Annotated in this window: 11 protein-coding genes; 7 read left to right on the forward strand and 4 right to left on the reverse strand. The window is 72.0% G+C overall.

Annotation, left to right across the window (positions count from 1 at the left end; all coding sequences use genetic code 11):
* Positions 1 to 146 precede the first annotated feature (146 nt).
* Positions 147 to 920, forward strand: a complete 774-nt coding sequence (locus ACH41F_RS01250) for an IclR family transcriptional regulator C-terminal domain-containing protein (RefSeq protein ID WP_391229299.1) — start codon at positions 147 to 149, stop codon at positions 918 to 920.
* Complete coding sequence (locus ACH41F_RS01255; protein ID WP_398832042.1) at positions 917 to 1,768, forward strand: SMP-30/gluconolactonase/LRE family protein; 852 nt, start codon at positions 917 to 919, stop codon at positions 1,766 to 1,768. The genes ACH41F_RS01250 and ACH41F_RS01255 overlap by 4 nt, the downstream gene beginning before the upstream one ends.
* A 23-nt stretch (positions 1,769 to 1,791) precedes the next feature.
* Here ACH41F_RS01255 and ACH41F_RS01260 read toward each other — a convergent pair whose 3' ends face one another.
* From ACH41F_RS01260 to ACH41F_RS01270, 3 genes are read right to left on the reverse strand one after another with little or no spacing between them, the layout of a single operon-like run.
* Positions 1,792 to 3,270 carry an NAD(P)/FAD-dependent oxidoreductase gene (locus tag ACH41F_RS01260; protein WP_398832044.1) on the reverse strand — a complete coding sequence of 493 codons (1,479 nt, stop codon included), beginning with the start codon at positions 3,268 to 3,270 and terminating at the stop codon, positions 1,792 to 1,794.
* On the reverse strand, positions 3,263 to 4,495 hold the full coding sequence (locus tag ACH41F_RS01265; protein WP_391229305.1) for an MAB_1171c family putative transporter: 1,233 nt from the start codon (positions 4,493 to 4,495) through the stop codon (positions 3,263 to 3,265). The genes ACH41F_RS01260 and ACH41F_RS01265 overlap by 8 nt, the downstream gene beginning before the upstream one ends.
* On the reverse strand, positions 4,492 to 5,094 hold the full coding sequence (locus tag ACH41F_RS01270; protein WP_398832047.1) for a toxin-antitoxin system, toxin component family protein: 603 nt from the start codon (positions 5,092 to 5,094) through the stop codon (positions 4,492 to 4,494). Before ACH41F_RS01270 ends, ACH41F_RS01265 begins: the two co-directional genes overlap by 4 nt.
* A 270-nt stretch (positions 5,095 to 5,364) precedes the next feature.
* Here ACH41F_RS01270 and ACH41F_RS01275 point away from each other — a divergent pair, with 270 nt between their 5' ends.
* From ACH41F_RS01275 to ACH41F_RS01295, 5 genes are read left to right on the forward strand one after another with little or no spacing between them, the layout of a single operon-like run.
* Positions 5,365 to 6,714, forward strand: a complete 1,350-nt coding sequence (locus ACH41F_RS01275) for an extracellular solute-binding protein (protein WP_391229310.1) — start codon at positions 5,365 to 5,367, stop codon at positions 6,712 to 6,714.
* Positions 6,711 to 7,649 carry a carbohydrate ABC transporter permease gene (locus ACH41F_RS01280; RefSeq protein WP_398832050.1) on the forward strand — a complete coding sequence of 313 codons (939 nt, stop codon included), beginning with the start codon at positions 6,711 to 6,713 and terminating at the stop codon, positions 7,647 to 7,649. Before ACH41F_RS01275 ends, ACH41F_RS01280 begins: the two co-directional genes overlap by 4 nt.
* A complete protein-coding gene (locus ACH41F_RS01285) occupies positions 7,646 to 8,503 on the forward strand; it encodes a carbohydrate ABC transporter permease (RefSeq protein ID WP_398832052.1) in 858 nt (285 codons plus the stop codon). The genes ACH41F_RS01280 and ACH41F_RS01285 overlap by 4 nt, the downstream gene beginning before the upstream one ends.
* Positions 8,500 to 9,468, forward strand: a complete 969-nt coding sequence (locus tag ACH41F_RS01290; RefSeq protein ID WP_391229316.1) for a family 43 glycosylhydrolase — start codon at positions 8,500 to 8,502, stop codon at positions 9,466 to 9,468. The genes ACH41F_RS01285 and ACH41F_RS01290 overlap by 4 nt, the downstream gene beginning before the upstream one ends.
* 21 nt (positions 9,469 to 9,489) lie before the next feature.
* The gene (locus ACH41F_RS01295) at positions 9,490 to 11,010 is read left to right on the forward strand and encodes an alpha-N-arabinofuranosidase (protein WP_398832055.1); all 1,521 of its coding nucleotides are present in this window, start codon (positions 9,490 to 9,492) and stop codon (positions 11,008 to 11,010) included.
* 19 nt (positions 11,011 to 11,029) lie between these two features.
* Here the strand turns inward: ACH41F_RS01295 and ACH41F_RS01300 are convergent, their stop codons facing one another.
* On the reverse strand, positions 11,030 to 12,109 hold the full coding sequence (locus ACH41F_RS01300; RefSeq protein ID WP_391229319.1) for a hypothetical protein: 1,080 nt from the start codon (positions 12,107 to 12,109) through the stop codon (positions 11,030 to 11,032).
* Positions 12,110 to 12,117: the final 8 nt, after the last annotated feature.

Raw genomic sequence — 12,117 nt, forward strand, 5'->3', positions numbered from 1 at the left:
TCCGCTTTTCGGCCACCCTGTCACACCGGGTACCCGCAGGACCATTGCCCGGAGAAAGCCGAGTTGAGTAGCCTGTGTTCGTCATTCCGATCGGCTGTTGAAATTTCGAACGCAGCCGCACAAGCATGCAAGGGAGGGGGCCGGACGTGGGACGTCTCGTACCTGCCGTGACCCGGGCTCTCGACATTCTCGAGCTCTTTCTCGACGGGGACGGCACACTCTCCGCCCCCGACATCGTGCGCAAGCTCCAGCTGCCGCGCACCACGGTGCACGAGCTGGTGACCACGCTGGCGGCGCGGTCGTACATCGTCGCGGTGCCCGGTCAGCCCGGACGCTACCGGCTCGGGGTGCGGCCGTACCAGCTCGGCAGCCGATACGCCGAGCAGCTCGACCTCGCCGCCGAGGGCCAGCAGGTCGCCCGGTCCGTCGCCGAGACCTGCGACGAGACGGTGCACGTGGCGATCCTCGAGGGTACCGACGTCATCTACATCGCCAAGGTGGACTCCACCCACGCGGTGCGGATGGTGTCCGCCGCCGGTCGCCGGCTCCCCGCCCACTGCACCTCCGTCGGCAAGATGCTGCTGGCCTCGCTCCCCGAGCCGGAGCTCGCCTCCCGGCTCCCGGACGGTGTCGAGCTGGTCGCGATGACCCCGAACAGCATCACCGACCCGGCCGTCCTGCGCGAGGCCCTCGCCGAGATCCGTGAGCGCGGCCTCGCCGTGGAGCGCCGGGAGTCCAACCCGGACGTCTCCTGCGTCGCCGCCCCGGTCCGCGACCGCACCGGCCGGGTCGTCGCCGCGCTGTCCATCTCCGTGCCGATGATCCGCTGGAGCGACGACCGCCGCGAGGAGCTGGAGCAGCTCGCCGCGAAGGGCGCCGCCGAACTCTCCGAGCGCCTCGGTCACCGGAGCGTGGCATGAGCCGGTACGGGTACGAGGTCGCCGTGCGGGCCGCGGCCATCCTCGGGGAGGGGCCGACCTGGGACGCCGCCTCCGGCCGGCTGATCTGGCTGGACATCCTCGGCGCCCGCGTCAACACCTACGACCCCGTCTCCGGCCGGCGCACGGCCCGGGTCGTCGACCAGCACGTCGGCGCCGCCAAGCCGCGCGCGGGCGGCGGGCTCGTCCTGAACCTGCGGGACGGGGTGGCGCTGCTCGACGCGGACGACTCCCTGCGCTGGCTGCACCACGAGCCGGTCCCCGGCCGCCGCGCCAACGACGCCGCCGTCGCCCCCGACGGCTCCCTGTGGGCCGGCACCATGCGCTACGACGAGGCCCCGGGCGGGGGCACCCTGTCCCGGTTCACCGGCGACGGCTCGGCCGAGACCGTCCTCGACGACGTGGCCGTCAGCAACGGCACCGGCTGGAGCCCCGACGGGCGGCTGATGTACTACATCGACTCGCCCACCCGCCGCGTCGACGTCTTCGACCACGACGGCGGCCGTGTCTCCGGCCGGCGCGTCTTCGCCGAGATCGAGGAGGGCGCCGGCTTCCCCGACGGCCTCACCGTCGACGCCGACGGCTGTGTGTGGGTGGCGCTGTGGGACGGCGGAGCCGTACGCCGCTACACCCCGCGGGGCGACCTGGACCGGGTCGTCAGCCTGCCGACCCCCAGGGTCACGGCCTGCGCCTTCGGCGGCGCCGGCCTGACCGACCTGTACATCACGACGGCACGGGTCGGCCTGGACGCCCCGCACCCGGTGGCGGGCTCGCTGCTGGTGGTACCGGGCGCGGGGCGGGGGTTCGCGCAGCCGGCCTTCGCCGGGTAGCGGGCGGCCGCCGCCCCGGCCGGTTACTGCAACCCCGCCTTTTTCAACTCCTCGGCGGTCAGCGGCGGCGCGTTCAGCGGGGGCTTCAACGGCCCCACCGCCGCCGCCAGCAGCACCGACGGACTCAGCAGCACCTCCGCCCGCCGCTCCAGCGACGTCACGTCGGTGACGCGGCGGGCGATCCGTCCGTTCCCCGTGGCGGTGTACATCAGCCGGTCCACGTACCCCGCCACCAGCCGGTCCCGCAGCGTCGGCCCGTTCTGTGTGGCGCCCGGATAGAACACGTCCTGGCCGATCGCCAGGTCCCAGGCCGCCCCGACCGGCCGGGCCACCGCCTTCTGGACCCGACGGGACAGCCCGGGCGCGCCCCAGCCGTGCCGCCGGGTCACCTCGCGCAGGATCAGCGCGCTCTGCGCCCCGACCGCCAGCCCGTGGCCGTAGACCGGGTTGTAGGCGGCCAGCGCGTCGCCGAGGACCGTGAAGTTCTCGGGCCAGGCCGGCATCCGCTCGTAGAAGTGGCGCCGGTTGACGGTGGTGCGGGTGAACGCCACGTCGGACAGCGGCTCGGCCCGCGCGATCAGCTCACCGATGATCGGATGCCGCAGCTTCTCGCGGGCGAAGCGGACGAACTCGTCGTCGAGGGAGCCGAAGGAGCCGGAGAGGTCGGGGGAGCCGGCGGGGTTCGAGGAGTCGCGGGGGCCCGGGGTCCCGGCGGAGGCCGGAGGCTCGCCGCCCCTCGTGCCGCTGAGCGTGACCAGCCAGCGGCCGTTCTCGATGGGCAGCAGGACCCCCGCCCGGCCGGGACCCCCCGCCCGCGGATCGACCTGCACGTTGACCACCGGGAAGCCGCCCCGCGCCGCCTCGGGGGCGAGCAGGAGCCGGCTCGCGTACGCCAGTCCGGAGTCGACCTCGCGCCGCACGGGCGCCGGCAGTCCGAGCCCGGCCAGCCAGCGGGGCGCCGCGGAGCCACGGCCGGTGGTGTCCACGACCAGGCCCGCCCGCAGCGTGCTCTCGCGGCCGTCGCGCCCGCGCAGCCGTACCCCCGTGACCGCCCGCGCGTCGCCGAGCAGGCCGAGCACCTCCGTGCCGTCGAGGACCTCGACCCGCTCGTCGGCGAGGACCCGCTCGCGGACCGTCGCGTCGAGCAGGTCGCGTCCGGCCAGGACCATGTGGTGCGACTCGGGCCAGCGGCGGAACCAGCCGCGCGCCGACAGGGCGACCATGTCCGTCGTGATCGGCGCCCGGCGCGCCCCGGCGGCGCGCAGCGCCCCGGTGATGCCCGGCAGGAGTTCCTCCATGGCCAGCACCCCGCCCGACCAGAGCAGATGCACATGGCGGGCCTGCGGCAGCCCCTTGCGGGGGTCGGGTCCGGCCGGGAGCACGTCGCGCTCCACGACGACCACCCGTTCGGCGAGTCCGGCCAGGGCGCGTGCCGCGAGCATGCCGGTATGGGACCCCCCGAGGACCACGGCGACTCTGGCGGGGGAGGGGCGTTCACTCATGCGCGGACATGCTCTCTGCCGGGACGGCCGCGCGGGCGCGTACCGCCGTGATCTCGTCGGGGCTGCGCAGGGCGCCGGAGACGGCGTGGATCTCCCGCAGCAGGTAGGTGGTGTCGGGGTCCCCGGTGCCGTCGCCGTCGGGCACGCGCCGGCCGGTCTCGACGGCGTCGAGGATCACCGCCGCGACGGCGAGGGCACGGGCCCGGCCGGGCTCGACGCCGAGGTCGAGGGCGGCGTCCTGGGCGCGTCGGCGCAGGTCGTCGTCGAGGTGGCGGGAGAGCTGGAGGAGCGCGTCGCGGATGTAGGTCTCGCGGCGGATGAGCCGGATCTCGGGCGCCGCCCGCAGTTCGAACGGCTCGCGGCGACCGGCGACCGTCCGCAGCAGCCGGGCCAGCGGTTTCAGGCTCCGCCGCCGGCGCCGCACCAGCAGCCGTTCCTGGAGGTACTGGCCGGCGTGCGGGACGATCACGCCGACCGCGACCATGGTGGCGCCGATGCAGGCGGCGGACGGCGCGATGTTGGTGTTGAGCCAGTCCAGGTCGTGCCCGGTCCAGCGGGCCACGATGGCGGTGAACTTGGCGGCGCTGAAGAGCAGGTTGGTGACGTAGCCGACGCTGAGGAACCGCAGTCCCCAGCGCAGCCAGCCGTCCAGTCCCTCGGTGCGGATCCAGGTCCAGATCAGCCGGGCGGTGATCAGACAGGCCACGGTGTGCACGACCAGGTAGAGGAGGATCTCCTCGCGCATGAACGGCGTGGTGGCGTAGTAGGTGTCCAGGTCCTGGATCTGCTCCACGGGGACGTCGGCCAGCGCGAACAGCACCCACAGCGCGACCACCACGGTGGCGTAGACGGAGACCACCCAGCGGGTCGCGCGCCGGGTCTGCTCCCGGCGCTCGGTGTGGCCGTCGCGCCAGTGCACGACCAGCAGCAGCCAGGACGCGGACAGCGCGGTGATCAGGGAGTACACCCAGGGCGCGGCGATGTTGGGGACGCCGGTGACCCGGTTGGTCCAGGCGATGGTGCCGGGGGCCGCGAAGACGAAGACCGAGCAGGCGAGCAGCAGCAGGCCGCCCACGGCGCGCAGCAGCGGGTCCCGCCACAGCTTGACGATGCTGGGCAGCTTGATGGCCAGGGCCGCGCCGAGGACGAGGCCCGGGAGCCAGAAGGAGATGTACAGGCCGGAGAGGAACTCGACCGGTCCTTCGGCCAGTTGGGCAGGTGTCACCGCGTCCTGCCTCCGCGTCCGCGATAGCCGAGCGAGCGGTGGACCGGGTCGGGGGAGGCGCCGTCGGCCTCTCCGGAGACCAGGCCCCGGAACGCGGCGGCCAGCCGGTGCCCGAAGTCGTCCGCCTCGGCCTCGTCCGTCTGTCGGGAGCCGTCGCGCGCCGCGACCGTGAGGGCCACGTCGTCCCAGTCGGGCCGCCCGGTGAGGGCGTGTGCGGCGGCCGTGCCGACGCCGTGGTGGTGGTGCCGGTGCCCGGCGTCGAGGTGCCACAACTCATGGCCGAGGATGACCAGTTGCTGCACCGCCTCGGCCCGCTCCTCGACGATGACCAGGTCGAAGTCCTGGAACTCCACCCAGAGTCCGGTCACCTCGATCTCGTCGGGGAACCGCTCGAAGCGCAGTTCGACGGGGCGTCCGCCGCGGCGCGCGCTCATCTCCTCGCACAGCGCCCGGCACACCTCGCGCGCCCCGGTCGGGGGTGTGGGCCTGGCGTGCAGCGCGGTGCCGAGGGCGTCGGCCAGGCGGCGCATCGCGGACCGGGTTCTCGCACGCCGCAGCGCCGCGGCGACCCGCCCCGCCCTCGTGCGCGCGATGTCCATCGATCCCCCTCTCGCCGCCGCCCGGCAGCCCGTCCGAGCGTACGCGGCGAGAAGTGTCCACGTCATGCGATCCGGCGACCGTTCGTACAACTCCGTACAAGCAGGAGCACCGACTCCGTACAGGCAGGAACGGCGACTGCGCAGGTTCTGAGAATCTTGTCCGGACCATTGACTGGAAAGCGCTTCCTATCTACGGTCCCGTTCGAAGTTACGAGCATGTTTCGAAATATCGAACCACGTAGATCTCTTCTTCGACTGTAAGGGCAGGCAATGGGACGACCTGACCTGAACCGCAGGCACCTGCTCGCCGCCGCGGGCGGGGTGGCCGTGGCCGGCAGCTTCGGCTTCGCCGCGCTCGGCACCGGCGCCGACGCGCTGGCCGCCGGCGCGGACACCCGGGTGCGCTACTGGAACCTCTTCAGCGGCGGCGACGGCGCCAACATGATCGCGATGCTGGACGCCTTCCGCGCCGAACACCCCGACATCGCCGTCAAGGACTCCACGCTCCAGTGGGGCAACCCCTTCTACACCAAGCTCGCCATGGCCGCCGCGGGCAACCGCGCCCCCGAGCTCGGTGTCATGCACATGGGCCGGGTCACCGGCTTCTCGCCAGGCCGCCTCCTCGACCCCTGGGACGTCGGCCTGCTCGCCAAGTACGGCGTACGGGAGGGGGACTTCAACCCCGCCCTGTGGAAGCGCGGTGTCATCGACGGCAAGCTCTACGCCCTCCCGCTCGACATCCACGTCCAGCTCTGCTTCTACCGCAAGGACGTCCTGAGAAAGGCCGGCCTGCTCGGCGACGACGGCCGGATGGTCCCGGTCTCCTCCCCCGACGAGTGGTTCGACGTCCTGAAGAAGGCCAAGGCCGTCCAGAAGAAGGGGCTCCAGACCATCGGCCTGTGGACCCACGACCAGAACTTCCAGTGGTGGTTCTTCGTCGCCTTCTACACCCAGCTCGGCGGGCAGTGGTTCGACGACACCGACACCGAGGTCCTCTTCGACGAGGACAAGGCCACCCAGGTCCTGGAGTTCCTGCGCCGGCACGTCACCGACGGCTATGTCATCCCCGGCGCCCCGACCGGCGAGCAGTTCATCAACGGCGCCCCCTTCACCTGGGAGGGCAACTGGTCCGTGCCGGTCTTCTCCGGCGCGAAGCTGGACTACGGCGCCACCCCGCTGCCGCCCGTCTTCGGCAGGCCGGCCACCCACGCCGAGTCGCACGCCTTCGTGCTGCCCCACCGGTCGGGCCGCGGCGGCCCCGAGAACGAGGCCGCCCACGAACTGGCCGCCTATGTCGTCAAGCACGCCCAGCAGTGGGCCGCGGGCGGCCACATCCCCGCCTACACACCCACCCTGTCCACCCCCGCGTACCAGAAGCTCACCCCGCAGAACGAGTACGCCAGTGCCATGGACCACCAGGCCACCGAGCCCAAGGTGTGGTTCGCCGGCTCCACCGGTGTGCTCGCCCAGGACCTCGGCCCGGTCGTCGTCTCCTCCACGACGGGCTCCGCCCGGCCCGCCGCGGTGGCGAGGACGATGAAGAACCGTCTGACCAGGCTCCTCGCCTCCAAGAACCCGATGGACGGCAGGACCGCCGCACAGGGAGGTGCGGTCGCATGACGACCAGCGCTCAGACCGTCCTCGCGCCGACCCGCGCCAGGAGCGCGACGGCCGCCGCGACCGTCCGCCGCAAGCAGGGCTTCCAGCACGGGGGTTGGTTCGTCGCCCCCTTCCTCCTGCTCTTCGTCCTGTTCGTGGCCTGGCCGCTGCTGCGCGGCCTCTACCTCAGCTTCACCGACGCCAACATCTCCGGCGAGGGCGCGCGTTTCATCGGCCTCGACAACTACCGCGAGGCCTTCCACGACCGGATGATGTGGGACGCGCTGGGCCACAGCGCGTACTTCACCCTGCTCGTCGTGCCCTGCATCACGGTCCTGGCGTTCCTGCTGGCGATGCTCGCGCACCACATCGAGCACGGCAAATGGCTGTGGCGCCTGTGCTTCTTCGCCCCGTTCCTGCTCCCCTCCACCGTCGCCGCCAACCTGTGGCAGTGGCTGTTCACCCAGGGCATCGGCCTGTTCAACGAGACCCTCGGTCTCGACACGCCCTGGCTGACCGACAAGTCCTACGCGATGCTCGCGATCGTCATCGCGACCCTGTGGTGGACGGTCGGCTTCTCCTTCCTGCTCTACCTCGCCGCGCTCCAGGGCATCCCCGGCCATCTCTACGAGGCCGCCAGGCTCGACGGGGCGAACGCCTGGCACCGCATGGTCCACATCACCCTGCCGATGCTGCGCACCATCACCGGACTGGTGATCGCGCTCCAGATCCTCGCCTCGCTCCAACTGTTCGACCAGGCCGTCGTGATGCAGGACTTCGGGCCCGGGCCGGAGCTCAGCACCCGCCCCTTCGTCCAGTACACCCTCGAACAGGGCTTCACCAGCTACCGCGTGGGCTACGCCTCGGCGATGTCCATCATCTTCTTCGTGATCATCGCAGTCGTCGCGCTGACGCGGATGTGGCTGCTGCGCACCCGTGAGGAGAGCGTCCGATGAGCAGCACCCCGATCAAGCTCAAGCCGCGCGGCACCTGGACCCCCAGCCAGATCGTCCTCACGCTGATCGGCGGGGTCGTCTCCGCCGTCTTCATGGCACCGATCGCCGCGGCCCTGGTCACCTCCTTCAAGTCCGAGGCGGAGGCGGCCGAGATCCCGCCGCACTGGCTGCCCGAGGTGTGGACGGCCCAGGCGTGGAAGGCGCTGTGGGAGACCGGCAACGTCACCAACTGGTTCGTCAACTCCCTGGTGGTGTCGGTCTGCGTCACGGCCGTCGTGCTGGTGGTGGCCGCGCTCGCCGGGTACGGCTTCGCCCGCACCGAGTTCCGGGGCAAGGGCGTCCTGCTGGGCGTGGTGATGGCGGGCCTGATGGTCTCCCCGGCGATCCTCGGCGTGCCCCTGTTCACCACGGTCCAGCAGATGGGGATGGTCGACACCTACTGGGGCATGATCCTTCCGCAGTGCGCCCCGTCCGCGATGGTCTTCATCCTCTACAAGTTCTTCCAGGGCATCCCGCGCGAGCTGGAGGAGGCGGCGTTCATCGACGGCGCGGGCCGCTGGCGGGTCTTCTTCACCATCGTCGTCCCGCTCGCGCGGCCCTCCCTCGCGGCGGTCGGCATCTTCACCTTCATCGCCTCGTGGAACAACTTCCTGTGGCCGTACACGGTGACCAACAACCCCGACCTGATGACCATGCCCAACGGCATCGCCACCGTCATGAACTCCTACGGCATCCAGTGGGCCCAGCTCATGGCCGGCGGTCTGATGGCGGGCCTGCCGCTGATCGTCGTGTTCGTCTTCTTCCAGCGGCAGATCGTGGCGGGCGTCGCCCACACGGGATTGGCGGGCCAGTGACCCTGCGCAGCACCCTCACCGCCCTCACCGCCGCGGCCGTCCTCGCCCTGCTGCCCACCTCGGCGCAGGCGGCGGTCACTTACCCCGACCCCCGCCCCCTCAGCGGCCAGCAGATCATCCACGACCCGACCGTCCTCAAGCTCAAGTCCGGGCGGTACGTGGCCTATTCGACCGGCGGCGTCATCGGCGCCCGCCTGTCGAAGGACGGCAAACGGTGGGACGACGCGGGCAACGCCTTCGCCACGCCCCCGAGCTGGTGGTACGAGTACAACGACACCGGCGACCCCTGGGCCCCCGACCTCTCCTACCGGGCGGGCCGCTACTGGCTGTACTACGCGGTGTCGTCCTGGGGCACCAACCACTCCGCGATCGGCGTGGCCACCTCGCCCTCGGGCCTGCCCGGCACCTGGACCGACCACGGCAAGGTCCTCGCCTCCGGGACCACCGACCCCTGGAACGCCATCGACCCCGCCCTGGTCCGGGCCGACGGCAGGCTCTGGATGTCCTTCGGCTCGTACTGGACCGGCATCCGCATGGTCGAGCTGGACCCGAGGACGGGCAGGGCGAAGGCGGGCGCCCTCGTCCACCACCTGGCCACCCGCCCCGACGCGCCGTACGCGGTCGAGGGCCCGTACATCGTGCGGCACGGCCGCTTCTTCTACCTCTTCGCGTCCTACGACACCTGTTGTGCGGGAGTGAACTCCACGTACAGGATCAGGGTCGGAAGGTCCACGACGGTCACCGGACCCTACGTCGACAGCACCGGCAAGCCGCTGCTGGAGGGCGGCGGCGACCTGCTGCTGGCGGGACACGGGAGGTACATCGGCACGGGCGGACAGTCGGTCTTCCGTGACCGCGGCCAGGACTGGCTGGCCTACCACTACTACGACGCAGAGGACAACGGCACACCCAAGCTGGGCCTGAACAGGCTCGGTTGGGTCCGTGACTGGCCGGTTGTCAAGTAACCCCGTTCCTGAAAGGACGCCATGAGCAAGTCCACCGCCCGCTTCACCCTCGACCCCGCGTTCACGGTCGGCGAGGTCAACCCCCGTGTCTTCGGCTCCTTCGTCGAGCACCTCGGGCGCTGCGTCTACACCGGCATCTTCGAACCGGACCACCCCACCGCCGACGACAAGGGCCTGCGCCAGGACGTCCTGGAACTCGTCCGCGAACTCGGGGTCACCGCCGTCCGCTACCCCGGCGGCAACTTCGTCTCGGGCTACAAGTGGGAGGACTCGGTCGGCCCCGCCGCGGACCGTCCTCGCCGCCTCGACCTCGCCTGGCACTCCACCGAGACCAACCGCTTCGGCCTCGCGGAGTACATCGACTTCCTGCGCAAGGTCGGCCCCCAGGCCGAGCCCATGATGGCCGTGAACCTCGGCACGAGGGGCGTCGCCGAGGCCCTCGAACTCCAGGAGTACGCCAACCACTCCGGCGGCACCGCGCTCTCCGACCTGCGTGCCGCGCACGGCGACAAGGACCCCTTCGGCATCCGTCTGTGGTGCCTCGGCAACGAGATGGACGGCCCCTGGCAGACCGGCCACAAGACGGCCGAGGAGTACGGCCGGGTCGCCGCCGAGACGGCCCGCGCGATGCGCCAGCAGGACCCGAAGGTCGAACTGGTCGCCTGCGGCTCCTCCAGCCAGTCCATGCCGACCTTCGCGGAGTGGGAGGCGACGGTCCTGAAGGAGACGTACGACCTCGTCGACTACATCTCCCTGCACGCCTACTACTGGCCGGAGGAGGGTGACGTCGACTCCTTCCTGGCCTCGGCCGTGGACATGGAGTCATTCATCGAGAACGTCGTCGCGACCGCCGACCACGTCGGGGCCCGGCTGAAGTCGAAGAAGAAGATCAACCTCTCCTTCGACGAGTGGAACGTCTGGTACCTGCCCGAGTGGGAGGCGCGCGCCAAGGAGTTCGCGCAGGACGAGTGGCCGGAGGCGCCGCGGCTGCTGGAGGACAACTACAGCGTCATGGACGCGGTCGTCTTCGGCTCGCTGCTGATCGCGCTGCTGCGGCACGCCGACCGCGTCACCGTCGCCTGCCTCGCCCAGCTCGTCAACGTCATCGCGCCGATCATGACCGAGCCGGGCGGCCCGGCCTGGCGCCAGACGACGTTCTTCCCGTTCGCCCAGGCCTCGGAGTACGGCCGGGGCGAGGTCCTGGACGTCCGGGTCGACTCCCCGACGTACGCGACGAGGAAGTACGGCGAGGCCGACCTGCTGCACGCCACCGCGGTGCGCGGCGAGGACGGCTCGGTCACGGTGTTCGCGGTCAACCGCGGCCGGACCGAGCCGCTGCCCCTCGAAGTCGCCCTGAACGGGCTGGACCTGACGTCGGTCGTCGAGCACAGCGCCCTCGCCGACGCCGACCCGGACGCCCGCAACACCCTCGCCGAGCCCGAGCGGGTCGCCCCGCACACGGTCGAGGGCACCGTGCTCAAGGACGGCACCCTGACCGCCGTGCTCGAACCGCTGTCGTGGAACGTGATCCGGCTGGCCTAGGCCGGCCGGACCCGGCCCCTCATCGCTCGATGGACACCTGTGCGGGTGGGTACGGCGAGGACGAGTTCGTGCCCACGGACCAGTACCCGCCCGCACCGGGGACGGACGCGAGCCCCATCGGCAGCACCGGTGTGGTGGACAGCGGCCCCCGCTCGCTCACCCAGGCCCCGTCCGACCAGCGCAGGTAGTGAGCACGGGTCTGGTCCCAGAAGTCCCAGCCCGCGATGCGGTCGGGGGCACCCTGGTCGTCGGCGACGATCGCGGTGAGCATGCCGACGGTGAACGGGGTGGAGGCGTAGCTCCAGGCGCTGCCGTCCCAGTGCCGCAGGGTGACGCTCGGCGGCTTGCCGGGCGGGCCGCCGACGCCGTAGTCGTAACCGGTGAGCCAGACGTCGTCGGGGGTGACCGGGAGCAGTCCGGTGACGTAGGGGCGCAGGCCGGCCGGGGTGGGCAGCGCGGTCCAGCGCTCGCCGTCCCAGCGGGCGACGAGCGCGGCGTCGTACACCCACACGTCGCCGCCGGGGGCGATGCGCAGGCCTGCCGGTGCGCTCGTGGGCGGGTTCGGGGGCGGGGTCACCCAGGTCCAGTCGTCCCCGTCGCCCGTCAGCAGGACGCTGCCGTCGCCGGTGCGGCCGGAGAGCCAGACCCGGTCGTCGGCGGCCAGTGCCACACCGGTCAGGGCCGTGCCGGACGCCGGCCGTCCGGCGAAGTCGGACTCCTGCCAGGTGGCCCCGTCCCAGCGCAGCAGCCTGGCCTTGCCGTCCGCGCCGGTGGCGACGGCCCAGGCGGCGCCGTACGAGCCGGCGACCGCGCGCAGATGGCCGCGGCCGAGGGCGAGGTGGGACAGGTCGAGGCGGGTCCAGGTGATGCCGTCCCAGACCAGGGCGAGCGGTGTCCCGCGGGTGCTGCCGTTGCGGCCCTCCTCGCCGACGGCCCACGCGAGGTCGGGGCCGGCGGCGGCGACCGCGAGGAGCTGCGCCGCCGGGTCGCACGCCGGGGCCGGGACGGGCTGCCAGTCGTGCGGGCCGGTCTGCCGGGGGCCGGCGGCCGGTGGTGGTGCGGTCCGGGCGACTCCGCTGCTCTCCGGGGCGATGGTCATCGCCGCCC

The sequence above is a fragment of the Streptomyces sp. NPDC020489 genome (assembly GCF_044386545.1).
Taxonomy (GTDB): Bacteria; Actinomycetota; Actinomycetes; order Streptomycetales; family Streptomycetaceae; genus Streptomyces.